General features: G+C 61.6%; 20 protein-coding genes, 1 pseudogene and 1 riboswitch. Of the genes and pseudogenes, 9 read left to right on the forward strand and 12 right to left on the reverse strand.

The window, feature by feature from the left end:
- Positions 1-4 precede the first annotated feature (4 nt).
- Positions 5-844 carry an ABC transporter ATP-binding protein gene (locus tag EFD55_RS14730; protein WP_125845790.1) on the reverse strand — a complete coding sequence of 280 codons (840 nt, stop codon included), beginning with the start codon at positions 842-844 and terminating at the stop codon, positions 5-7.
- 1 nt (position 845) lies between these two features.
- A complete protein-coding gene (locus EFD55_RS14735; protein WP_183736720.1) occupies positions 846-2015 on the reverse strand; it encodes an MlaE family lipid ABC transporter permease subunit in 1170 nt (389 codons plus the stop codon).
- A 99-nt stretch (positions 2016-2114) separates the two neighbouring features.
- Here EFD55_RS14735 and dgcA point away from each other — a divergent pair, with 99 nt between their 5' ends.
- Positions 2115-3098, forward strand: coding sequence for an N-acetyl-D-Glu racemase DgcA (gene dgcA / locus EFD55_RS14740; RefSeq protein ID WP_125845792.1), 984 nt, complete (start codon positions 2115-2117; stop codon positions 3096-3098).
- Here dgcA and EFD55_RS14745 read toward each other — a convergent pair.
- Together EFD55_RS14745 and EFD55_RS14750 are read right to left on the reverse strand one after the other, a co-directional pair.
- Positions 3050-4267: an MFS transporter gene (locus tag EFD55_RS14745; protein ID WP_125845793.1), complete on the reverse strand. Its 1218-nt coding sequence runs from the start codon at positions 4265-4267 to the stop codon at positions 3050-3052. The genes dgcA and EFD55_RS14745 overlap by 49 nt on opposite strands.
- A 164-nt stretch (positions 4268-4431) precedes the next feature.
- A complete protein-coding gene (locus EFD55_RS14750) occupies positions 4432-5244 on the reverse strand; it encodes a UDP-2,3-diacylglucosamine diphosphatase (RefSeq protein ID WP_125845794.1) in 813 nt (270 codons plus the stop codon).
- A gap of 266 nt (positions 5245-5510) precedes the next feature.
- Here EFD55_RS14750 and EFD55_RS14755 point away from each other — a divergent pair, with 266 nt between their 5' ends.
- Complete coding sequence (locus EFD55_RS14755; protein WP_125845874.1) at positions 5511-5843, forward strand: hypothetical protein; 333 nt, start codon at positions 5511-5513, stop codon at positions 5841-5843.
- A gap of 195 nt (positions 5844-6038) precedes the next feature.
- Positions 6039-6788 (forward strand): histidine phosphatase family protein, encoded by a 750-nt coding sequence (locus EFD55_RS14760; protein WP_125845795.1) that lies wholly within the window; start codon positions 6039-6041, stop codon positions 6786-6788.
- A gap of 166 nt (positions 6789-6954) precedes the next feature.
- Here the strand turns inward: EFD55_RS14760 and EFD55_RS14765 are convergent, their stop codons facing one another.
- Positions 6955-8394, reverse strand: coding sequence for an FAD-binding oxidoreductase (locus EFD55_RS14765; protein WP_125845796.1), 1440 nt, complete (start codon positions 8392-8394; stop codon positions 6955-6957).
- Positions 8395-8578: 184 nt separating this feature from the next.
- Positions 8579-9466, reverse strand: a complete 888-nt coding sequence (locus EFD55_RS14770) for a LysR family transcriptional regulator (protein WP_125845797.1) — start codon at positions 9464-9466, stop codon at positions 8579-8581.
- A 103-nt stretch (positions 9467-9569) separates the two neighbouring features.
- On the opposite strand from EFD55_RS14770, the gene EFD55_RS14775 reads away from it, so the two are divergent.
- A complete protein-coding gene (locus EFD55_RS14775; RefSeq protein ID WP_125845798.1) occupies positions 9570-10190 on the forward strand; it encodes an NADPH-dependent F420 reductase in 621 nt (206 codons plus the stop codon).
- A gap of 150 nt (positions 10191-10340) precedes the next feature.
- Entirely contained in the window at positions 10341-12653 is a 2313-nt protein-coding gene (locus EFD55_RS14780) for an NADP-dependent malic enzyme (RefSeq protein WP_125845799.1), read from the forward strand.
- Between the two features lie 100 nt (positions 12654-12753).
- On the opposite strand, the pseudogene EFD55_RS14785 reads toward EFD55_RS14780, so the two are convergent.
- The 4 genes and pseudogenes from EFD55_RS14785 to EFD55_RS14800 form a co-directional block, all read right to left on the reverse strand.
- Positions 12754-13279 (reverse strand): annotated as a pseudogene (locus EFD55_RS14785) (ribonuclease H family protein).
- Positions 13280-13436: 157 nt separating this feature from the next.
- Positions 13437-13808: a VOC family protein gene (locus tag EFD55_RS14790; RefSeq protein ID WP_125845800.1), complete on the reverse strand. Its 372-nt coding sequence runs from the start codon at positions 13806-13808 to the stop codon at positions 13437-13439.
- Positions 13809-13886: 78 nt separating this feature from the next.
- Entirely contained in the window at positions 13887-15125 is a 1239-nt protein-coding gene (locus EFD55_RS14795; RefSeq protein ID WP_125845801.1) for an RNA polymerase sigma factor, read from the reverse strand.
- Positions 15122-15484, reverse strand: a complete 363-nt coding sequence (locus tag EFD55_RS14800) for a YciI family protein (protein WP_125845802.1) — start codon at positions 15482-15484, stop codon at positions 15122-15124. The genes EFD55_RS14795 and EFD55_RS14800 overlap by 4 nt, the downstream gene beginning before the upstream one ends.
- Before the next feature lie 283 nt (positions 15485-15767).
- Between EFD55_RS14800 and EFD55_RS14805 the strand changes: the two genes are divergently transcribed.
- Positions 15768-16865, forward strand: coding sequence for a DUF2865 domain-containing protein (locus EFD55_RS14805; RefSeq protein WP_125845803.1), 1098 nt, complete (start codon positions 15768-15770; stop codon positions 16863-16865).
- Between the two features lie 30 nt (positions 16866-16895).
- Here EFD55_RS14805 and bluB read toward each other — a convergent pair whose 3' ends face one another.
- Entirely contained in the window at positions 16896-17585 is a 690-nt protein-coding gene (gene bluB / locus EFD55_RS14810) for a 5,6-dimethylbenzimidazole synthase (RefSeq protein WP_125845804.1), read from the reverse strand.
- Positions 17586-17627: 42 nt separating this feature from the next.
- Positions 17628-17815, reverse strand: a riboswitch (cobalamin riboswitch).
- A 424-nt stretch (positions 17816-18239) separates the two neighbouring features.
- Between bluB and EFD55_RS14820 the strand changes: the two genes are divergently transcribed.
- From EFD55_RS14820 to EFD55_RS14830, 3 genes are all read left to right on the forward strand, one after another.
- Positions 18240-20111, forward strand: a complete 1872-nt coding sequence (locus EFD55_RS14820; RefSeq protein ID WP_125845805.1) for a methyl-accepting chemotaxis protein — start codon at positions 18240-18242, stop codon at positions 20109-20111.
- 56 nt (positions 20112-20167) lie between these two features.
- Positions 20168-20752, forward strand: a complete 585-nt coding sequence (locus EFD55_RS14825) for a hypothetical protein (protein ID WP_125845806.1) — start codon at positions 20168-20170, stop codon at positions 20750-20752.
- 293 nt (positions 20753-21045) lie between these two features.
- Positions 21046-22104 carry a 3-deoxy-7-phosphoheptulonate synthase gene (locus EFD55_RS14830; protein ID WP_125845807.1) on the forward strand — a complete coding sequence of 353 codons (1059 nt, stop codon included), beginning with the start codon at positions 21046-21048 and terminating at the stop codon, positions 22102-22104.
- On the opposite strand, the gene EFD55_RS14835 is transcribed toward EFD55_RS14830, so the two are convergent.
- Positions 22101-22928 (reverse strand): TolB family protein, encoded by an 828-nt coding sequence (locus EFD55_RS14835; RefSeq protein WP_125845808.1) that lies wholly within the window; start codon positions 22926-22928, stop codon positions 22101-22103. The genes EFD55_RS14830 and EFD55_RS14835 overlap by 4 nt on opposite strands.
- Positions 22929-22956: the final 28 nt, after the last annotated feature.

Consider the following 22956-nt stretch of genomic DNA (forward strand, 5'->3'; position numbering starts at 1 on the left):
CCGGTCACTTCCCGCTGCTGCCGTGCTGCGCGCCATCGTTCCGCGGTACGATCGACCGCGCCCGCTTGCCTTTGAAGTAAGCCTGCACCCACGAATCGTCATAGGCCAGCATGTCGTCGATCGTGCCTTCCACCATTACCCGCTTCTTTCCAAGCACGGCAATACGGTCGCAGACCGAAAACAGGCTGTCGAGGTCATGCGTCACCATATACACGGTCAGTCCCAGACTATCGCGCAGGTTGGCGATCAGTTCGTCGAATTCGGCCGCGCCGATGGGATCGAGACCCGAGGTCGGCTCGTCCAGGAAAACCAGTTCCGGATCGAGCGCCAGAGCGCGGGCAAGGGCTGCGCGCTTGATCATGCCGCCTGACAGTTCCGAAGGGTATTTGTCGGCAGCGTCAGCCGCCAAGCCCACCATGCGGATCTTCAGATGCGCCAGTTCGTCCATCAGCGAGCGCGGCAGGTCGAGATATTCGCGCATCGGCACCTGGATATTTTCCTTCACCGTCAGCGACGAGAACAGCGCCCCCTGCTGGAACAGCACGCCGAGCCGCATGTCGAGTGCGTTGCGCTGCGGTTCGTCGAGTTCGTCGAAATCCTGGCCGAGGATCTTGATCGTGCCGGAGCGGCGCGGCAGTAGCCGCAGCACCGTGCGCATCAGCACCGATTTGCCGGTGCCGGACGCGCCGACGAATCCGAGGATCTCGCCGCGATAGATATCAAGGTTCAGATTGTCGAGCACCACCTTCGGGCCAAAGGCGACCGTGACGTCGCGCGCCGAAAGCACGACATCCCTGCCCTGTCCTTCGCTTTCGATCGGTTGCTCGTTCACGCCGCCCGCCATGCTAGAAGTCGATCGCTGCATAGAACATCGCAAAAAGCCCGTCCATCAGGATGACGACGAAAATCGCCTTCACCACCGCGGCCGTCACGTGCTGACCGAGCGACTCGGCACTGCCGCCGACCTTCAACCCTTCGACCGCCGCGACGATCCCGATGACGAGCGCCATGAACGGCGCCTTGATCATGCCCGACAGGACCGTCGACAGCGTCACCGCCTCATGCAGGCGCGACAGGAAGTTGGCGAAGGTGATGCCGGAATACCCCCAAGCCACGCCGGCAGCCCCCGCAAGCGATGCGAAATTCGCCAGCACCGTCAGAAGCGGCAGCGCAATCGTCAGTGCCACCAGCCGCGGGAAGATCAAGACGCCGATCGGGTTCAGCCCCATCACTTTCAGCGCGTCGATCTCCTCGCGCATCTTCATCGAGCCGATTTCGGCAGTGATCGCGCTGCCGGACCGGCCGGCAATCATGATCGAGGTCAGAAGCACACCGATTTCGCGCAATTGCAGGATGCCGACGAGATCGACGACGAAAACCTCAGCGCCGAAATACCGTAGCTGGAAGGCGCCCTGCTGGGCGATGATCGCCCCGATCAGAAACGACATCAGCAGGATGATCGGAACGGCGCGGACGCCCATGCGGTCGATCTGGTTGACGATCGAAGCCGGCGAAACACCGCTGCCGCGGCCAAACTTCATCTGCGCGCCGCGCACCGCCGAACCCAGGATATACATGGCGGCGGCGAAATTATCCCAGACGTCGTAGGTCATCTTGCCCACAGGCGCGAAAATGCGCGCGACAAGCGAGACCTTTTCCTTCTGCTCCGGCTCGGCCTTAGCAGGCTCCTCGGAAAACATCACCAGCATTTCGTCGATATGCGGATTGGTACCGACGAAGCGAACCGCGCGCCCGGCCGCCTCCTCTTCCTTTCTCAACCGGCACAGGAGCCAGATGCCGGCGGTGTCGATATCTGATATATCGGAGAGGTCGACCGTCAGGTCGCCGGCCTTCTGGTGCAGCAGCTTTTCCAAATCGCGCAGCACGAAATGCACATAGGCGCTACGCCAGTTGCCGCGAAGACGCACATGCTGCCCCGAACCATCGGCATGGTCGTCCACGTCAAGCGAGGCGGCGTTGCGATTCTCGGCGTTCAAGATACTTGTGTCTCTCAAGGCTTACAGTGACATTGCCGAATCGCGGAAACGATCGTTCGTCCGGCGCGTCAATATACAGAAGCAACGTCCAATTTCCATGCTCGCAGGATAGCAATAATGCCGCGCACCCTCGATATCCAGATGAATTCCTTTCCGATTGCCGGGACCTTCACCATCTCGCGCGGAGCAAAGACCGAAGCTGAGGTCATCACCTGCATGCTCGCCGAAAACGGGGCGCAGGGGCTTGGCGAATGCGTGCCCTACCGCCGCTACCGCGAGACCATGGAGAGCGTTTTCGCCCAGATCGAGGCGGCGCGGCCGCTTGTTGAGGCCGGCATTTCGCGCCGTGATCTCTTGTCGGCGATGCCGCCGGGTGCGGCTCGCAACGCCGTCGATTGCGCGCTCTGGGATCTCGAAGCCAAACAGACAGGCCAAACCGTCGCCGCCCGCCTCGGCCTCGACGCTCTAAAGCCGCTCACGACAGCCTACACCATCTCGCTCGGCGAGCCGGAGGTGATGGCCGCGCAGGCGCGCGAACATGCCGACCGCGCACTGCTGAAGGTCAAGGTCGGAACCGGCGACGATGAAAGCCGCATCCGCGCCGTCCGCGCCGCCGCACCCGATGCCGCAATCATCCTCGACGCCAATGAGGGTTGGCCGGAGGCGGTGCTGGAACGTCACCTGAATATCGCGGCGCAAGCCGGCGTCGCCCTTGTCGAGCAGCCGCTGCCGGCCGGCCGCGATGCCCTGCTTGCCGAAATCCGCCGCCCGCTCCTCGTCTGCGCCGACGAGAGCGTCCATCACACCGGTGATCTCGCAAGCCTTGCCGACCGCTACGACGCGATCAATATCAAGCTCGACAAAACGGGCGGGTTGACAGAGGCATTGGCGATGAAAGCCGAAGCCGAGCGGCTCGGTTTTGCCATCATGATCGGCTGCATGGTCGGCACCTCTCTTGCCATGGCGCCAGCCGTGCTGCTCGCCCAGAATGCCGATTTCGTGGATCTCGACGGTCCGCTGCTGCTGGCCCGCGACCGCGAGCCCGGCCTGCGCTACGCCGCTTCCCTGGTTTTTCCGCCTGAAAGCAGCCTCTGGGGCTGAAGGTAGTAAGCTGAGATGACGAGGCCGAGGCCGGAAAGCGCAATCAGCGCCATGACGTAATAGCTGACGACGCCCAGCCAGGCGTAGAGATAACCCGACGCGATGGTCATCAGCCCCATCGCCATGCCGACATAGAAGAAATAGGCGCCCTGCGCCGAGGATTCCTTCGTCTCCTGCACCGTCGCCACGATCCGTCGCTGCACGCCCGTATGCACGAAGGCATAGGTGAAGCCGTGGAAGCATTGCAGCAGGAAGAACCCGGCAAAGCCCGTATTCATGGGAAACAGGATCCAGCGGCAGACGCTGACGGCGCAGCCGAAGCGAATCAGCGTCCAGGCGTCGAAGCGCCGGTTGAGCCGCTTCGACAGGAAGAACACCGTCACCTCCGAAGCGACGCCGGCGCTCCAAAGCAGGCCGACCTCCGTGCCGGAAAAGCCGAGCTGATGCCAATAGATCGAGGAAAAAGCGTTGAGCACGGCATGGCTCGACTGCTGGATGGCGACACCGATCAGGAGCAGCAGCAAATGCGGCTCGCGCAAACCGCTGCCGGTGGCGGCGGGAAGGTCGATCGGCTGGCCGCGCCGCCGTGTCGGTCCGATGCGCGGACAGAAGATCGCCATGACGACGGTCATGCCAAAACCGAACACCATGACGGCAAGCACCATGCTGCCGCCCCACCGGCTGATCAGCTGGCCGCCGACGAGGGTCGAGACGATGAAGGCGATCGAGCCCCAGACGCGCATCGACCCGTAATCGAGCCCCCAGCGGCGCACGCCCGAAATGACGATCGATTCGACGACGGGCAGATAGGGCGCGAAGGTGGCGCCCTGAAGCGCGAAGACGATCGCCACCGGCCAGAAACTCGTCGTCCAGTAGAGCGCGATCGCCGTCAGCAGCGACAGTCCGCCCGACCAGAGCAGCACGTCGGCGCGCTCCTTCAGACGGTCGGCGATCATGGCGACGACAGGCGCCACCAGCACGCGCACCACCATCGGTATGGCAAGGATGATGCCGATCTCGTGATCGCTGAAGCTGTGGGTTGCGAGCCAGACGGGAAAGAACGGCAGGACGATGCCATTGACGAGCAGCGGTGCGCAATAGGAAAGCGCGCTGAGCAACCGGAAGCGCGGCGGCGCTCCCTCACTCGGGGAATGTTGAGCGGGAATCATGGCTGGACCTGAAGGAAACTGGCCGCTGTCCTAACACACCACCCCGGGGGCGACTATTGCGAGAAATAGCCTTCCTGAAACGTTTTAGAAAATAAATAGGGCCTGTCACCTGACGGTAACGGCTAAATTGCTGGAGTGCCGCCGCGGACGCGCCGGCGCCAAAATCACGCAGCCTGCGGAGCCAGTTCGCCCTCGTCATGCATCTCGATGGCGGCAAGCGCCGGCACGGCGCTGGCGAGCGCGCGCCAGGTGATCAGTTCGAACGTGCCGTCCTCATGTTCGGCCACCGCAGTGCAGCTTTCCACCCAGTCGCCGGTGTTGATGTAGCGAATGCCGTCCATATCCTGGATGACGGCATGGTGGATATGGCCGCAGATCACGCCGTCGGCGCCGCTCTTGCGGGCCTCTTCGGCCACGACACGCTCGAACTCGCCGATGAAGTTGACGGCATGCTTGACCTGCAGCTTGGCCCAGGCCGAGAACGACCAGTAGGGCATGCCGAGACGACGGCGCACGGCCGCCAGCAAAATGTTGATGCGGATCGCCGTATCGTAGGCCCAGTCGCCGAGATAGGCGAGCAAGCGGGCGTTGCGGACGACGACGTCGAATCCATCGCCGTGCAGGATTAGGTATTTCTTGCCGTCGGCGCCGTCATGGATCATGCGCTCGACGACCTCGATGCCGCCGAAATGCATGCCCGGGAAATCGCGCAGGAATTCGTCATGATTGCCAGGGATGTAGACGACGCGTGTGCCCTTGCGCGCCTTGCGAAGCACCTTCTGGACGACGTCGTTGCAAACCTGCGGCCAGTACCAACTGCGCTTCAGGCGCCAGCCGTCGATGATGTCGCCGACGAGCACGATCGTATCGGCTTCGTGGTAGCGCAGGAAGTCCAGCAGGAAATCGGCCTTCGCGGCCTTCGAGCCGAGATGGACATCGGAAATGAAGAGCGTGCGGAAATGTCTGGGTTCCATCATGTCTGTCACGAGCTACGGCTCATGTCCCATCTTTCATCTAGCCTTCCAAAACCAGACTCGTGTTTCAGGAAGATGACAAGCTGGGGAAAAGCCCTGCAAACCTGTCCATTCCGTAGAGATAATCCCGGCCGGACCCGGTCGGCAGTGAAGCTCGCAACATCAACGACCAACGATCCGATCATGTTGACAGGCTCATGATTTTTCCCGCATAGCGAGAATCAAATTAACAGCAAGTGCCGATTGAGGCTTAACCGGGGGAATTGATGATGCGCGCCCGCACCGCGACGATAATGATGTCTATGGCACTGCTTACAGGCTGCGTACCGACGCAGCAGGACTACGATGCGACCGTCACGCTGCTGCAGGGCAGCGCGAGAGCGAGAAATGAAGTCATCAAGGACTGCTCAAAGGGTTTCGATGCGAATGAGCGTCGTGTTGCCGGGATTGTGACGAACGTCTCCGACAAGGACGCTCCGAGGGTTGCCTGCCAGCGGTATCTGGCGGCCATAACCTCCGGTCGCGCCAACTATCAAGATTTCCTAGATATTAAGGCGCACCGGTTCACACCAAAGCTCATTAAGATCTTTCAAGGCCGCTGATATCTAGGAAGGTCATGCAAAGCAGAGCGAGAACCCGGAACGTCTCGCTCTCACTCGACGCAAAAGACCATCAGGACGGTCGGGCGAGCGGAGACCAAGCGCTTCGACCCTTTCTATCCTGCCGGCAATGTTGCCCTGTGGGTCAAGCGCGTTCATGATGACAGCGATTCCATATCCGACAAAGCGGGACGGCTGATGCGTCTCTTCCTCGTTCGCCACGGCGAATCCCTCGGCAACATCAACGAACGGGCCTATCGCCAATTCGGCGATCACAACGTGCCGCTGACGCAGTGGGGCTATCGCCAGGCGGCCGAGGCCGGCGGCGTGATCGCCTCATATCTGAAGGGATTGCCGAGCCCGGGCTTCCAGAAGCTGCACATCTGGTACTCGCCGTTTCTGCGCACGCGCCAGAGCAAGGATGCATTGCTCGAAGCCCTGCCTGAAAACTTCGTTGGCGATGTCAGGGAGGATTATCTCCTGCGCGAGCAGGATTTCGGTCTCTTCACCGAAATTTACGACCATGCCGAGCAGAAACAGAAATTCCCCGAGGAATTCGAAAAATGGGCGCGGCTGCGCAGCAACAGCGGCAAATTCTACGCTCGGCCGCCGGATGGCGAAAGCCGGGCGGATGTGGCGCAGCGCGTGCGCCTGTTCCTCCAGACCGTCATGCGCGATGCCGAGAGCAGCGACCATAATGTCGCAATCGTCGGCCACGGCGTCACCAACCGGGCGGTGGAAATGAACTTCCTGCACCGCCCTGTCGAGTGGTTCGAACGCTCCGACAACCCCGGGAATGCCGATATCACGCTGATCGAAGGCACCCGTTCACAAGGATACGAGACGATCCTGCTGCATCAGGCCGCCGACCGGCAGCCGGGACAGGAAGGCCAACTGCGCGACGCTTATGGCGCGGAGGTGACGATTACGCCGAAGCCCGGCGGATAACGATAGCAATGGCTAATCCAACATCTGTTGGTCAACTCAGTGGAAGGCGATAAGTAGCCGGCTCATCATGGAGCGATGGCATCGCACCTTTCGAACGCCCATCATGGAACGCCGCGCATCAACATGCGCGGCGGAAATTTCACCTTGTTGACTTCGCTCAATCCTCTCACGCAGCCCGCACGGCCGCCATCGGCTTCACGTTCTGGTTCATGCGGAACAGATTGTTCGGATCGTAGCGCAGCTTGACTTCGGCAAGGCGGTGGTAATTGGCGCCGTATGCCATTTCGACACGATCGGTCTCGTCCTCAGGCATGAAGTTGATATAGGCGGTTCCCACGGCATGCGGCTTGGTTGCCTCGAAAAGTTCGCGCGCCCAGCCGATGCAGCTTGCGTCCATTCCGGCTTCCCGCCAGCGCGCATGCACGTTCATGACGAAATGCGAGCTGCGTTGCGGAAATGCGGTGGTCTCGGTGGGAACGCGGCCGGCGGCGCCGCCGACATGGCCGATGAAGATCTCGCATTCCGGTCCGGGCAGTTTGCGCACGGCGTTGAGGAGTACCTCGATCGCCGCATCGGAAAGGGAGGCGAAATCCTGGCTCTTCCAGTAATTGCGCGCCCCAGGCGTCAGAAGTGGGTCGAATGCCTGCTGCCAGCCGGTGAACGGCACCGGGCCGACGACATCGGCGATCGGCGTTCCGATCCCGCGCAATCTGGCCGCAGCCTTTTCTCCCGCCGCGATATCCCCGCAATAGCACATGGCGAGCACCACGATTTCCTTGCCGTGCCATTCGGCCGGAAGGAACGGCAGCGGCGGCGCCTGGCGCATCACCACCCAGCAGGTCAGTTCGTCAGGTGCTGCTTCCAATGCCTGCCGGTATTCCCTGAGCACCTTTTCCGCGTCAGCGAAGGGATGCACGACCAGCCCGGCCAGAACCTCTGTATTGAGAGGGTTGAGCTTGAACTCGAAGGAGGTCACGACGCCGAAATTGCCGCCGCCGCCGCGCAGCGCCCAGAAGAGGTCCGGCTTTTCGGTCTCGCTCGCCTTGACCAGCTCACCATCGGCCGTCACCACGTCAACCGAAAGCAGATTGTCGAGCGTCAGCCCGAATTTGCGGGTGAGCCAGCCGAAACCACCTCCGAGCGTCAGTCCGGCAATGCCGGTCGTGGAATTGATGCCGGTCGGCAGTGCCAGCCCGAAGGCCATCGTTTCCTTGTCGACGTCACCGAGTGTGGCGCCAGGTTCGATCCGGGCGCGGCGCGTCTGAGGATCCACCCGCACCGATTTCATCGGCGACAGATCGATGACGACGCCGCCCTCGCAGACCGCATTGCCGGCAATGCCGTGGCCACCGCCGCGCACCGAAACAAGCAGATTGTTGTCGCGCGCAAAACGCACCGCGCGCATGACATCGGCCGCACCTGAGCAACGCGCGATAAGGCCGGGCCGGCGATCGATCATCGCATTCCAGATCGCCCGCGCCTCGTTGTAATCGGCGTCTTGACTGGTCAGGAGACTGCCGCGAAAACCAGTGGCAAACGCATCCATGGCCATGTCATTGACCATCGTCTGTCCCTTTTGCAGGGTCGTCAGGTTCAAATTGTCCATGATTTCCTCCTTGCAACCGGCGCCCCGCCCCGTCGCGGCGGCATTTTGCGCTTGCTGGGGCCGCCAAACAAGTTCCGAAAAGGATTAGCTCCCTGCGGCTGCAACCGCAGAAGTGGCATTCCATTGACTTCACTCGGAAATTGGTGTTCGCGGACGGCAATCCCTGCCGCGAGCCGACAGATATCTAACCCCGCAGCCCGCGGGCGATGGCATCGATCACCGCGCCGATCCGCCCCGGCACGAACCGACGCGATGGATGGACGGCGTGGATCGGCAGCACCAGTTTTCGCCAGCCGGAGAGAACCTCGACAAGCCTTCCATCGGCTATGTCTTCCGCAACGAGATCGACAGGGATGTAGATGATGCCTGCGCCGGCGAGCGCTGCCGTCCTGAGTGCCTCACCGTTGTCGATCTCTATGTTGCCGCGCACCGCGACCGTGAAACTCTCTCCGTCCTCCGTCTCGAACGGCCATTCGTCGCGCGGAACGAGATTGAGATTGAGGATGCAGCGGCCGAGGCGAAGATCCTCAGGCCGCTCCGGCGCAGCAAATCGTTCAAGATAGGCCGGAGAGGCGCAGCAGACGAAATGATAGCTGCCGACCCGGCGCGCAATCAGGGAAGATGGCTTCAATTCGCCGATCCTGATCGCCAGATCGTAACCCTCGGCCACGAGGTCGACATTGCGGTCGCTGAGATTGAGCTCGACGAAAAGCGCCGGATGCCGCTCCGCGAGCTCGGCCATGACAGGCGCGAGCCGCTTGATCCCCAGCGTCGTCGGAGCGCTTACACGCAGGCGTCCAGACAGGGCCTCGGCATCAGGGCGGGAGATGTCGTTGAGCTCCTCCAGCTCGTCGATGATCCTGTTTGCCTTGACGAGGAAACGAGACCCGATCTCGGTCAGCCGCTGCGTGCGCGTGGTGCGTTCGATCAGCTTGACCCCGTATTCCTGCTCCAGCGCCTGGATGCGTCGGCCAACCATCGCGGGCGAAATGCCAAGCCGCTTCGCCGCTCCGGCAAAGCTTCCCGATGTCGCGGCGGCAATGAGGGTCTGCAGGTTCAAAAGATCGGTCATTCGATACTTTTATGCAGGTCTGTTATCGCAATCAATGCAATTAACGAATGGATTGCTTGGATGTATCTCTTTGTTATCCCATCGGATCACAGGAGAAAGCACAATGAAAACAGCAATTATCGGCATTGGAAACATGGGCAAGGGCTTGGCCGCGCGTCTCGCCGGCAAGACTGATCTCGTTATCGCCGGCCGCAACGATACGGCTGCACGCAGCCTTGCCGAAAGCCTCGGCGTCGAGCGCGCGCCCATCACGGAAGCGATCGCCGCCGCCGGAATCGTGGTCCTTGCCGTTCCCTATGCGAGCGCGCTTGAAATTGCCGCTTTGCCGTCCCTCGCAGGTAAGATCGTCGTCGATATCAGCAATCCGCTGAAACCTGATTTCTCCGGCCTGCTCTTCGGCCACGAGACTTCCGCCGCCGAGAAGATCCAGAAGGCAGCCGCCGGCGCCAAGGTCGTCAAGGCCTTCAACACCATCTTCGCCGAACTCTTCAATGCGCCCCGCGACGCCACGGCGAAAGTGCCGGTATTCGTCGCCGGAAATGATGAGGACGCCGTGGAAAGGGTTTCCCGTCTGGTCGTCGACTCTGGATTTGCCGTCGAAAAGACCGGCGGCCTTGACGCCGCGACACTTCTGGAACCGCTCGGCATGCTCAACATCCGCCTCGGCTACGGCCTCGGCCGCGGAACCGCTATCGCGCCTGCCTGGGTCAACATCGCCGCCTGAGGGCTTACCGCCGATAGCCAAGATGAACATCCCGTCCGTCAGGCCGGGATGTTCGACCGAAAACTTCTTCCTTCCCCCATTTCCATACTGTCGCCCGTATCCGATTGATGTATGGAGGGAACTCCCCAAAAGACGTGCACGGAGGCGGCAATGGATCACCAGGAAAAATCCAAGACGGAGAAGGACGCGCCGGGTGGCGATCTCGACGAGCAGGCGCTCTTCTTCCACCGCTATCCCCGCCCCGGCAAGCTGGAGATCCAGGCAACCAAACCGCTCGGCAACCAGCGCGACCTGGCGCTCGCCTACTCGCCTGGAGTCGCGGCCCCCTGCCTTGCCATCCGCGACAATCCCGAAATGGCGGCCGAATATACCTCGCGCGCCAATCTCGTCGCCGTCATCTCCAACGGCACCGCCGTCCTCGGTCTCGGCAATATCGGTCCGCTGGCCTCCAAGCCTGTTATGGAGGGCAAGGCCGTGCTCTTCAAGAAATTCGCCGGCATCGACGTCTTCGATATCGAGATCGATGCGCCCGGCGTCGACCAGATGGTCTCGACCGTCGCCTCGCTGGAGCCGACCTTCGGCGGCATCAATCTGGAGGACATCAAGGCGCCGGAATGTTTCGAAGTCGAGCGGCGCCTGCGCGAGAAGATGAAGATCCCCGTCTTCCACGACGACCAGCACGGCACGGCGATCATCGTCGCCGCCGCGATCCTGAACGGGCTGGAGCTCGCCGGCAAGGCGATCGAGAATGTCAAGATCGTCGCGTCAGGCGCGGGCGCCGCCGCCCTTGCCTGCCTCAATCTCCTGGTGACGCTCGGCGCCAAGCGCGAAAACATCTGGGTCCATGATATTGAGGGCCTCGTCTATGAGGGCCGCACTGAGCTGATGGACGAGTGGAAGTCCGTCTATGCCCAGAAGAGCGATACGCGCACGCTCGCCGAAAACATCGGCGGCGCCGACGTTTTCCTCGGCCTGTCGGCCGCCGGCGTGCTGAAGCCGGAGCTGCTGGCGCAGATGGCCGAAAAGCCGCTGATCATGGCGCTTGCCAATCCGACGCCTGAGATCATGCCGGATCTCGCTCGCGCTGCCCGCCCCGACGCGATGATCTGCACTGGTCGTTCCGATTTCGCCAACCAGGTCAACAACGTCCTCTGCTTCCCCTATATCTTCCGCGGCGCGCTCGATTGCGGCGCCGAGACGATCAACGAGGAAATGAAGATGGCGGCGGTGCGCGCCATCGCAGCCCTCGCCCGCGAAGAACCCTCCGATGTTGCCGCCCGCGCCTATTCCGGCGAGACCCCGGTCTTCGGCCCCGACTACCTGATCCCCTCGCCCTTCGACCCGCGCCTGATCCTGCGCATCGCCCCGGCGGTCGCGAAAGCCGCTGAACAGAGTGGCGTAGCGCGCCGTCCGATCCAGGATTTCGACGCCTATCTCGACCAGTTGAACCGCTTCGTCTTCCGCTCCGGATTCATCATGAAGCCGATCTTCACGGCGGCAAAGACGGCGGAGCGCAAGCGCGTCATCTTCTCGGAAGGCGAAGACGAGCGCGTGCTGCGCGCCGCCCAGGTTCTGATCGAGGAAGGCATCGCCGAACCGATCATCATCGGCCGTCCTCAGGTCATCGAAACGCGCCTGAAGCGCTATGGCCTGCGCATCCGTCCTCTGCAGGATTTCGAGGTCATCAACCCGGAAGACGATCCGCGCTTCCGCGAATATGTCGATCTCTATTTCTCCCTCGTCGGCCGCCGCGGCGTCATTCCGGAAGCCGCCCGTACCATCGTGCGCACCAACACCACGGTCATCGGCGCGCTGGCGCTAAGGCGCGGCGAAGCTGATGCGCTGATCTGCGGCCTCGAAGGCCGCTATGAGAAGCACCTGCGGGACGTTCGCCAGATCATCGGCAAGCGCAAGAATGTCCGCGATTTCTCGGCACTCAGCCTGATGATCTCGCAGCGCGGCGCCACCTTCTTCACCGACACCTATGTCACCTTCAATCCGAGCGCCGAAGAAATCGCCGAGGCAACGGTGCTGGCGGCCGAGGAGATCCGCCGTTTCGGGATCACGCCGCGCGCCGCCCTCGTCTCGCATTCCAACTTCGGCTCGCGCGAATCCGAGAGCGCGACGAAGATGCGCAACGCCCTGCAGCTCGTGCGCGACGCAGCCCCCGATCTCGAGGTGGATGGTGAAATGCACGGCGAGAGCGCCATCACCGAAGCCCTGCGCAAGCGCGTCATGCCGCACACGACGCTGCACGACGAGGCAAACCTGCTGGTTTTCCCGAACCTCGACGCCGCCAACATCACGCTCGGCGTGGTCAAGTCGATGACGGACGGCCTGCATGTCGGCCCGATCCTGCTCGGTGCCGCCATGCCCGCCCACATCCTCGCCCCCTCGGTCACCTCCCGCGGCGTCGTCAACATGGCGGCATTGGCAGTCGTCGAGGCATCGCAGCCGGCGTAAGGAAGCTCAGGCTGCCAATCTCGTTCGCGATGCTCGGGCTTGTCCCGAGCATCGGCGTTAGCTGCAGCAGATCCTCGGCAGAGGTCGAGGATACGCCAAGTCATCCGCCCCCTAACGACAGACGTCCTCTATCCGCAAGCTCATCCGCGCGTTCGTTGCCTGATATGCCGGAATGGCCCTTGCACCAGGCGATAGTCACCAACGGATTCTGGGATAGCTGAAGATCGACCGCTTTCCAGAGTTCAGCATTTTCGGCTTCGAGCATTCCCGTTCGGATTGCTTTTCTTCCAGCCATTGTTCTTCCAGATATGTCGCCTGATGTTGCAGCCTGTGACGGCGTAGATGGAATCCGACCAGATGGTCGCGGCTTCGTCCGTCGCCTCGCTGTTGATCCATATTGCGGCCTTGAGGACGGCGGCCAATTCCATCGAATTGTTGGCGGAGTCTCCGACGCCACCGAAGCCGGAGGCGATTTCCGCGACATCGCGATAAGCAACAAAAGCCCAGCCCCCGTGCCCGGAACCGGGATCATAACAACCGTCCACGAAGATATGGAGACCGTGTTGGGCTGCCGGTATGCCGAATATCGTCGCAGGGAGGTGAAGCTCGTTGGAAATGCTTGTCATTCTCCGCCCTTTTCGCCTTCGCTCGCCGCCGCGCCGGCCAGGGCGATCCGCGCCAGCCACTTCTTGCTATTCAATCATCACCAGCCTTTGCTTTCGGCCCAAAGCAGCCATTGCTCTGGGCCGAAGACTTAATTGTCTGGAAGCGGCGACTGCGAAATCAGTTCTTCACAGATCCCTTGGGAGGCTCAGCCAGGTTGATCCGGTTGCCCTCCGCATCAAATATCTGAGCCACGACCCCAAAGTCGCCTTCCACTCTGTTGACGAGTTGCAAGCCCAGGCGCGAAAGCCTTTCGCGCTCGGCCTCGAGCTCGGGGACGACGATCGTTATCATCCCGTTGCCGGCGCGTTTGTCATCCTTCCAGACCTGCAGGCCGGCCCCGCCCATTTTACGCCACTGGGCCATGCCCGGTATCGGCTTGTCATCTGCGGGGCGTCCCATGAGCTTTTCGTACCAGACGAGGGCCTCGTCAAAGTTGGAAACGGTGGCGGAAGCGAAGATGCTCTGTACAGCTATTGAAGTGTTGGTCATGTCGTACTCCTTGGTTGGACAGACGGATGTCGTGCAGGAGTTCTCGATTTCGACAGGCGCCGTGAGAAAACTTCGTGGTCAACATAAAACTTTTGAGCGCTGTTCTTCGAGGTGGCGTCGTTCCGCCTCCGACCAACACAATCCGATGGCGACCGTGAAAGCCTCTGCCGCCTCGACATGGTTCTCTAGATCGGCGCAAATCCGCGCGCGGGCCGTCCAATAGGGCAGATAGTCAGCCATCCTCGGATCGCCGGCAAGCGCATATATGTCGCCAAGAGCCGCATCTGCCTGGCCTATCCGCATGAGCGCCACGGACCGATTGAGTGTCACCACGGGCGACGGAGCAATCCTGCCCAGCACGTCATAGAGGGAAACCACAGCTTGCCAGTTTGCGATGCCGCTCAAACGGCGCGCGACATGGGCAGATTGGATGGCCGCCTCGATCTGGTAGCGGCCAGTCGGCCCGTTTGCGCTTGCCTCTCGCAAGAGACCTTCTGCGAGGCGCAATTGCTCATGATCCCAAAGTCCGACATCCTGGCTGTCCAGCGGCACAAATGCACCATCAGAGGCCCTGCGGGATGATCGCCGCGCCTCCGCATAAAGCATCAGCGCGAGAAGACCTTTCGGTTCAGGCTCTTGCGGAAGCAGGGATACGACCACGCGTGCAAGCCAGATTGCCTCTTGTCCAAGCGTTTCCGCCCCGTCAATGTCCATCCACCCATTCGTATAGGCGGCGTAGATGGTGGCGAGCACCGGCGGCAAGCGGTTCGACAGTTCCTCTTTTTCCGGCACGACGAACGGAATTTTCTCATCCTTAATCCTCGCCTTGGCTCTCACGAGCCTCTGCCCCATGGCTTTCGGAGAGACGAGAAACCGCGCGGCGATATCTGACGCAGTCAGGCCCAGCACGGTCTGAAGGATCAGCGGCGTTCGTACCGAGACATCGATGTCGGGATGTGCGCAGGCAAACATGAGCGCCAGTCGCCTGTCCGCGATTTCTTCAGCCCGTTCCGCCGCCGCTGATAGTTCCTCGGTGATGAGAGCGAGATGATCGGCGCTCCTCGCCCTGACTTTGTCCTTGCGCCAGTCGTCGAGCCTGCGCCTGCGCGCGATGGTCAGCAGCCAGGCATCGGGGTTGTCAGGCACGCCATCGACAGGCCATTTCTCCAGAGCCGCGAGGAAAGCCGCCGCGAGCGCATCCTCGGCAGACGCGAGGTCACCCAAGCGCCCGCCAAGATAGGCAACGAGGCGGCCATAGCTCTCGCGTGCCACCCGCTCTGCAACGGATCGGGCAAGGGTGGAACCCGAATCCGTCATCCTGCATATTCCGACGCATCCCTGATACGACGAACCTCGACCGTCCCCCAGGTCGCGGCAGGACAGCGTGCCGCCCATTTGTTGGCTTCATCAATATCGGCGACGTCAATGATGAAGTAACCGCCGAACTGTTCGCGAACATCGGCATAAGGGCCGTCCAGAACACTGACCTCATTTCCTTGAACGCGAACGATACTCGCCTCGGAGGAACTGACGAGCGCGTTGCTGGAGACGAATGCTGCCGCTTTCTCCAGCGCCTGTTGATAGGCATACATCTGGCCGAGGAAGCGTGCCATGTCTTCAGGTGCTATGGCCTTCCCGGCAGCTTCGTCGGCATGCAGCATGAGCATATAGCGCATTGTGTTCTATCCCCAGTGAAAGCCAATTTCCCGCAGGAGCGAGCGGTGAGAATAACAATTCGGATGAAGAAGGGAACTGCCATTGACGGTTGCTGTGACCGCTTCCAGCGCAAAGCTACCCCAGACCTTCCCCAAAGGAAGATTGCCGTATCTGCTGGATAAAATTGCGAAAATGCGCTAGGAATTTATCCCAGCTTCTTAAGAGAAATACGCTAAGAGAAAACGTGTGGCGGATGGACGGCACCTTTGACCGATTGATTATTTCTCATTCCGGGACGACGCCGTGAAACGCCGAAACCTGTCTCTCGCGCTCCTTCTTGCGCTGGCAGCACCAGCCGCCGCGCAGACGAGCGCCATCTGCAACGACCTGCGCGGCCGTCTGGCCGATCTGCCGCGATCGATCGGCAACAATAACGGGCCGGAAGCGCGCCAATATGCCAACGCCATGGCCGAGCAGAACCTCGAACTGCGCAAGGTTCGCAACGATATGCGCAGTTTCGACTGCACCTCGGGCAGCATGGTCGTGATCGGCGGAGAAAATGCTGATTATTGCGCCGAGCTCTCGCAGGCCGAAGCCCGGATGATCGACAATATCCGCTATCTCCAGGATCGCCGTGACGAGCTGCGCAACCAGACCGATGACAGCAACAATGCGCGCCGCGAACTGACCGCCGCCCTCGAGCGCAACGGCTGCAACAGCGACAATTTTTATGCCCCGTCCGAGCGCAGCGCCAACGATCCCGCCCCGAGCATCGAGGAACAGGCGATGCGCACCGATACCTTCATCCCGCTCGGCGGCGGTGAAGAGGTTGACCCGCGCTACGGCCTGCCGCGGGCCGATATGCTCTCGCCCGTCAGCACCATCTGCGTGCGCAGCTGCGACGGCGGCTTCTTTCCGATCAGCTCGAATGCCACCTCGGTCGATTTCGGCCGCGATGCCCAGACCTGCGCCAAGATGTGCCCCGGCATCGAGACCCAGCTCTTCTATCGCGACGTGACGAGCACCGAAGCCTCGAACATGATCTCTGTCGCGACGGGCACGCCCTACAGCGCGATGAAGAACGCCTTCGCCTACAAGAGCCGCGCGCCCGGTGAAAAGAACGCATGCGCCTGCAATCTCACCGCCTATTACAATGAGATGCGCGGCAAGCAGGCCCTGAGCCAACCGCCGCAACAGGGCTCGATCACCACTCTCCACACCAATCCGCCGGTAAAAGATGCAGCGGCAGCAGCCGTGCCGCAGCCATCCGTCCCGGAGCGTCCCTACGATCCCACCCAGAACAAGGTCCGCCAGGTCGGCCCGCAATTCCTCGCCGGTGACCAGGGCTCGATCGATCTTGCCAATCCGGCAACGCCCGGCCCGCAGCCGCAGCAGCAGTGATCGTCTGAATCCGGTTCAGCTTGACGCAGTTCAGCGCTCGCTCCGTCCCCAGCCATCGTGGAAGACGAGTTCTTCAAGCGGCAGCCGTTGCCGCCAGCCCTTGACCGAGAGTTCCGGCTCGTCATAGAGCCGGTCGACAAAGCCGGCGCAGAGCCAGGCGACCACCTCGACATGATGGGGTATGCCGAGAATGGTCTTCAGGTCGCCTTCGCGAAAGATGCTGACCCAACCAATTCCGACACCCTCCGCCCGCGCCGCAAGCCAGAGATTCTGGATGGCGCAGACCGTGGAATAAGCGTCCATTCTGGGATTGTGCGTGCGCCCCAGCACCACGCTGCCGCTGCGTGTCGGATCGCAGGTCACGCAGATGCCGAGCGGCGCCTCGACGATGCCTTCGAGCTTGAGCGAACGGTAGGCCTGCCGCCGTTCGCCTTCGAACATCAACGCCGCCTCCTCGTTGGCCCTGGCAAAGGCATCCCGCACCCGCGTCCTCACCTCCGCACTTTTGACCAGGATGAAATTCCACGGCTGCATGAAGCCGACGGATGGTGCGTGATGAGCGGCGGTCAGCAGTCGCTCCACAACGTCATCGGGCAAGGGGTCGGGCAGAAACTGGCTGCGAACGTCACGCCGCGTCATGATCGCGTGATAAACGGCCTCGCGTTCGGCCAAGGAAAAGCCGGATGCCGCCGAAAGGGCATCCTCATCAAAGGGTCGCATCGTCAAATCCCAAACAACGCAACCGCCCGCCGTCCGCGCGGGTTGGGTCTATCTTGTCAGGCCGGTCTTCTGACTTGGCGTCATCCCCCTGCCGCAAGCCTTCCCGGCAAAAAGCCAGTGGCATGATGAGCGGCAGGCGTCGGCCTTACAGCGTTGGGCACGTTCCGGTCTTGCACCGGATTCCCGATTCTCCCGCCGCGACGGCGGGCACCTGACGATGCATCTATTTCAGGAAACCGGCTCAGCGGCAAGCTGCCTGCGACATCGATTTCGGCGCTTGCCTGCATCACCTTCCTGCGCCTGCCCCGCGATACCGGCGCGGAACTGACGACACGCCGCCGCAGGCACCGCCAGGCCGAGCCCGAAGAGGCGATGGCGGAACGCGGCTCTTAGTCTTTTATTCCTGGAAGGCGGTTGCGATGGGGAGCGCCGCGGCGATCGAGGCCCGGCAATCCGGAAACAGCAGCCGGACGCGCCGATGTCCATTTCAATTTATCATTTCTTCACACAAAAAATACAGACTAAGATTGCGCGTTTTGGGTCGCAAGGAGGACGTGGGCATGAGTGCTCGCGCTGCGATCGCCGGCGTGGATGCCCGTATTGATATGCCGGTCGGGGACTAGCCGACCGCGTTTGCATTCGAGGCCCCACGGCATGTTCGAATTTCTCAAAACGATGCCCCTGACGGCAAAGCTGGCAGCGATCATCGTCACCGTCAATCTCTGCGGCATCTCCGCCTTCGCGGCCTATAGCTGGATGTACGAAACCCGGGCATTGGTCGATGGCGCCAAGGCGAACTGGGCCAAGGATGCCGAGCAGTTTGCATCCCTGGCCGCAGGCGGCGTCAAATGGGGCAAGGCGAACGCCGTTCGCGAGGCTTATTCGCTCTACCGGGATGATCCCTCGCTCGACCTTGTCCAGTTCGCCGCATTCAATGCGGACCTCGCGGCCGTCGATACGTGGACGCGCGACGGCGTCAGCGGTTTGCCTTCTGCCGACGATTTGAAGAAGCGCCTCGGTGCCAAGCCGGAAAAAACGACAATCGACGACGGCGTATCGACAGGCGTGGTCACGATCATCGCGCCGCTTCCGCTGGATAAGTCGGGCAAGGCCACCGGTTACGTCCTCACGAATTGGTCTGTCGAAAAAATCGCTTCCGAAGTTCGTCAGAAGGTCGTCATTTCGCTGCTCACGCAGTCGGCGATAACAGCCTTGGCCGTCGTCGCATTTCTTCTCGCCATGCGCAGCCTCGTTGGCCGCCCCCTCAGGATCCTCAGCGGCAGGATCAGCGCCTTGCAGAAAGGCGATCTCGCCTCTCCCGTCACCTACCGCGAAAATGGTGATGAAATCGGCTTCCTGGCGCGGGCTTTGGAAGTTTTCCGCGAAGAGGCGATTGCGAAGATCGAAAGAGAACAGGCCGCAGCCGAACAGAGCGCCTCGCTCGACGCCGAACGGGCACGCAACGCATCGCTAACGGAAGAGGCCAGCAACACGCAGCGGCTGGTCATGAACACGCTTGCGAATGCATTGGAACGGCTTGCGGCAGGCGATTTCTCTATCAGTCTCGCAGATCTCGGCCCCGAATTCGACAAGCTGCGGCAGGATTTCAACCGCATGGTCGAAGCGGTCGCAGCCGCGCTGACGGAGATCAAGACCGCCTCGGTCGCGGTCGAAAGCGGGTCGAGCGAGCTTGCCTCCTCCGCCGATCAGCTCGCCAGGCGGACCGAACAGCAGGCCGCGGCCTTGGAGCAGACCGCCGCAGCCCTCGATGAAGTGACGACGACGGTCAGAACATCGTCTCAACGGGCCGAGAATGCCGGGCAACTGGTTGAGGAAACCAAGCGCAGCGCTCATGTCTCCGCGACCGTAGTGCGTGACGCGATCGGCGCGATGGACCGGATCCAGACCTCATCCAGCCAGATCGGCCGCATCATCGGCGTGATCGACGAAATCGCCTTCCAGACCAACCTGCTGGCGCTCAATGCCGGCGTCGAGGCCGCGCGTGCCGGCGAGGCCGGCAAGGGTTTTGCGGTCGTTGCGCAGGAAGTGCGTGAACTCGCCCAGCGCTCCGCAACTGCGGCGAAGGAAATCAAGAACCTGATCAACGTGTCGGGGCAAGAGGTTGCTGCCGGCGTCGGGCTGGTCAACCAAACCGGCGACGCCCTGCTGAAGATCGAAGAGCAGGTCAACCGCATCAGCGACAGCATCGCCTCCATCGTTCAGTCCTACCGCGAACAGGCGACGGGCCTGCAGGAAATCAACGGCGCGATCAACCAGATGGATCAGGCGACCCAGCAGAATGCCGCAATGGTCGAGGAAACGAATGCGGCCTGCCAAGAACTGCTGACGCAGGGGCGCCTGCTGCAGAATTCGGCCGCCGGGTTCACTGTCGGTGCCTCTACCGCCAGCGAGCCCAAACCCGCTCAACCCGTTCGTCAGCCTCGCCAGGAGCAGAGAGTCGTTGCGCAGCGGCATGCCGGAAGTGCCGCCGTCGCCGCTTCTCCCGGCGCCTGGGAAGAATTCTGACGTCATCTTCATTCAAGCCTCATTCCTCAACAACTGATCATCAGAAGGGAACAGTTATGAAGAAAATTATGTCCGCATTGCTTTTAACCTGCGCCGCTTCAGCTCTCCCCATGGGCGTTTCCATGGCGCAGGATGCTGCCCAGCTTGCCCCGATCGCCGACTATGTGAAGAGCGATATCAAGCCCTGGCTGAGCGACCCTGCCATCATCGACGCCCTCAAGGCGCAGGACGCCACCAACGCCAATCTGAGCGCTGGTGATATCGACGCGCTCGACAAGAAATGGCGTGCAGAGGTCGATGGTTCCGACCATTCGATGATCGACGGCGTGCTGGGTAATGCGCTGTCTAAATTCCTTCAGGAAAAGAAGACTGCGTCCGGCGGCAAGATCACCGAGATCTTCGTCATGGATGCAAAGGGCCTGAATGTCGGCCAAAGCGATGTCACGTCAGACTACTGGCAGGGCGACGAAGCCAAGTTCCAGAAGTCCTTCGGCGCCGGCAAGGACGCCGTCTTCGTCGATGAGATCGAAAAAGACGAATCGACCCAGACGCTGCAATCGCAGGCCAGCGTCACGATTTCAGACGACAAAGGCACCCCGATCGGCGCCATCACCATCGGCGTAAACGTCGACGCCCTGTGATCTCGGGAACTGCGTCAGCTCATTGAAGCAGAGCAAATATCGCCCGGAAGCACGTGTGGTTTCGGGCGATATCTTCAGGCAGAAAATTCTGCGTGACAACGCGTGGCAGTGACACTACATACGCACCATGTCGATCACTTCTATCTACGCCTCGCGATTTTATTGGTACCGCTCCTCACAGCGGACGCGGGTCCATGCGTAACTGAATTCGACGCGACGACAACCCGAACAGCCGCTAGTCTACCTGGCGGCTTTTTTGTTCCGCGCAGGTATGACCAAACAGGAGCATACCCGTGTCCGACACCATTGATGATCTGCGTATTCTCGAGATCACCCCGCTGACCAAGCCCGCCGATATCATCGCGGAAATTCCCCGCAATGCTGATGTCAGCAAGACCGTGACCAGCAACCGCGATGCGATCCACCAAATTCTCCGGGGCGAAGACGATCGCCTGATCGTCGTCATCGGCCCCTGCTCCATACATGATCCCGTTGCCGCCAGGGACTATGCCGCGCGGCTTGCGGAGCAGCGGCAGCGCCTTGCCGGCGATCTCGAAATCGTCATGCGCGTCTATTTCGAAAAGCCGCGCACCACCGTCGGCTGGAAGGGCCTGATGAACGACCCGCATCTCGACGGCAGCTACCGCATCGAGGAAGGCTTGCGCATCGCCAGACGCCTGCTGCTCGATATCAATGCCATGGGCCTTCCCGCCGGCGTCGAATTCCTCGACACGATCACGCCGCAATACATCGCCGACCTCGTCAGTTGGGGCGCGATTGGCGCGCGCACGACCGAAAGCCAGATCCATCGCCAGCTCGCCTCCGGCCTCTCCTGCCCGATCGGCTTCAAGAATGGCACCGATGGCGGCGTCCGCGTGGCGCTCGACGCGATCCTTGCCGCCTCACAGCCGCATCACTTCCCGGCGGTGACGAAGGACGGACAGGCGGCCATCGCCTCGACGACAGGCAATGAGGACTGCCACATTATACTGCGCGGCGGCAAGCGGCCGAACTATGAGGCAGCCGACGTCGAGGCCGTCACAGGCGAAGCCGTCAAGCTCAGTGTTGCCCCGCGCATTCTCGTCGACGCCAGCCATGCCAACAGCGGCAAGGACCCGATGAACCAGCCGATCGTCGTCAAATCCGTCGCCGCGCAGGTCGCTGGCGGAAACAGCGATATCAAGGGCATGATGATCGAAAGCAACCTCGTCGCCGGCCGCCAGGACCTCGTTCCCGGTAAGCCGCTGGTCTACGGCCAGTCCATCACCGACGGCTGCATCGATTGGGAGATGTCGGTCGCCGTGCTGGAGGACCTGGCAGCGTCCGCGCGCGAGCGGCGGCGGACGCGCTAAGCCGCCGGGAAGTACCTAACATAGGCAAACTCGTCACCATCTGGTGACCAGCAGGGCACGTTGATCGTGCCCTGCCCGCCGAAGAGCTCGAACACGGTCTTCAGATTGCCGCCGTCCATATCCATCAGCCGCAGTCGCACGTCGAGGTCGCGCGGGTGGTCGAAGACGGTGGGGTCGTAGGAGAGGATCAGCACCTTATCGTTTTTGGGTGACGGATGGGCGAACCAGTTGCCGTGATCGTCGGATGTCACCTGCTGGAGACCCGTGCCGTCGGGGTGGATGCGCCAGATCTGCATCAGCCCCGTGCGGCTGGAGTTGAAATAGATCCATTGCCCGTCGGCGGACCAGTCGGGCCCGTCATTGCGGCCCTCGCCATGCGTCAGCCGTGTCTCCTCGCCGCCATCGACGGAGATGGTATAGATGTCGAAGACGTCGTCGCGGATGCCGCAATAGGCAAGCTGGCGGCCATCCGGCGACCAGCCGTGCCAGTAGGACGGCAGGTTTTGTGTGATGAGCCGCGGCGTGCCGCCCTCGATCGGCAGGATATAGATCGCCGACTTGCCGAATTCGGTCTTGTCGGAGATGACGATCTCGGTGCCGTCAGGCGAAATACCGTGGTCGTTGTTGCAGTTGACGGCAAAGCCGGTATCGACCTGGACCACCTCGCCACCGTTAAGCGGCAGCCGAAAGAGCAGCCCGTCGCCGTTCATCAGCAGGTAGGAACCGTCGGGCGAGAAATTCGGCGCTTCCACCAACTTGTCCGTCTGCCAGACTTCGCGAGCCCTGCCCGTCCTGACATTGTAGATCTCAACCGAGCTGCGCATGTTTCCTCCCGAAAATCCTACAGTGCCA

This window comes from Rhizobium pisi, from assembly GCF_003938655.1.
In the GTDB taxonomy this organism is placed as follows: Bacteria; Pseudomonadota; Alphaproteobacteria; order Rhizobiales; family Rhizobiaceae; genus Rhizobium; species Rhizobium pisi.

Excerpts from the sequence above, each read along its gene's own strand:
- EFD55_RS14750 (WP_125845794.1), bottom strand. The coding sequence starts at position 5,244 with ATGATGGAACCCAGACATTTCCGCACGCTCTTCATTTCCGATGTCCAT.
- EFD55_RS14800 (WP_125845802.1), bottom strand. The coding sequence starts at position 15,484 with ATGCGCTATATGCTCATGCTGCATGCCGACGAAGCTGCCGGGAAGGCC.
- EFD55_RS14760 (WP_125845795.1), top strand. The coding sequence starts at position 6,039 with ATGCGTCTCTTCCTCGTTCGCCACGGCGAATCCCTCGGCAACATCAAC.
- EFD55_RS14745 (WP_125845793.1), bottom strand. The coding sequence starts at position 4,267 with ATGATTCCCGCTCAACATTCCCCGAGTGAGGGAGCGCCGCCGCGCTTC.
- EFD55_RS14780 (WP_125845799.1), top strand. The coding sequence starts at position 10,341 with ATGGATCACCAGGAAAAATCCAAGACGGAGAAGGACGCGCCGGGTGGC.
- EFD55_RS14795 (WP_125845801.1), bottom strand. The coding sequence starts at position 15,125 with ATGACGGATTCGGGTTCCACCCTTGCCCGATCCGTTGCAGAGCGGGTG.
- EFD55_RS14770 (WP_125845797.1), bottom strand. The coding sequence starts at position 9,466 with ATGACCGATCTTTTGAACCTGCAGACCCTCATTGCCGCCGCGACATCG.
- bluB (WP_125845804.1), bottom strand. The coding sequence starts at position 17,585 with ATGCGACCCTTTGATGAGGATGCCCTTTCGGCGGCATCCGGCTTTTCC.
- EFD55_RS14835 (WP_125845808.1), bottom strand. The coding sequence starts at position 22,928 with ATGCGCAGCTCGGTTGAGATCTACAATGTCAGGACGGGCAGGGCTCGC.
- EFD55_RS14825 (WP_125845806.1), top strand. The coding sequence starts at position 20,168 with ATGAAGAAAATTATGTCCGCATTGCTTTTAACCTGCGCCGCTTCAGCT.
- EFD55_RS14790 (WP_125845800.1), bottom strand. The coding sequence starts at position 13,808 with ATGACCAACACTTCAATAGCTGTACAGAGCATCTTCGCTTCCGCCACC.
- EFD55_RS14765 (WP_125845796.1), bottom strand. The coding sequence starts at position 8,394 with ATGGACAATTTGAACCTGACGACCCTGCAAAAGGGACAGACGATGGTC.
- EFD55_RS14730 (WP_125845790.1), bottom strand. The coding sequence starts at position 844 with ATGGCGGGCGGCGTGAACGAGCAACCGATCGAAAGCGAAGGACAGGGC.
- EFD55_RS14820 (WP_125845805.1), top strand. The coding sequence starts at position 18,240 with ATGTTCGAATTTCTCAAAACGATGCCCCTGACGGCAAAGCTGGCAGCG.
- dgcA (WP_125845792.1), top strand. The coding sequence starts at position 2,115 with ATGCCGCGCACCCTCGATATCCAGATGAATTCCTTTCCGATTGCCGGG.
- EFD55_RS14775 (WP_125845798.1), top strand. The coding sequence starts at position 9,570 with ATGAAAACAGCAATTATCGGCATTGGAAACATGGGCAAGGGCTTGGCC.
- EFD55_RS14755 (WP_125845874.1), top strand. The coding sequence starts at position 5,511 with ATGCGCGCCCGCACCGCGACGATAATGATGTCTATGGCACTGCTTACA.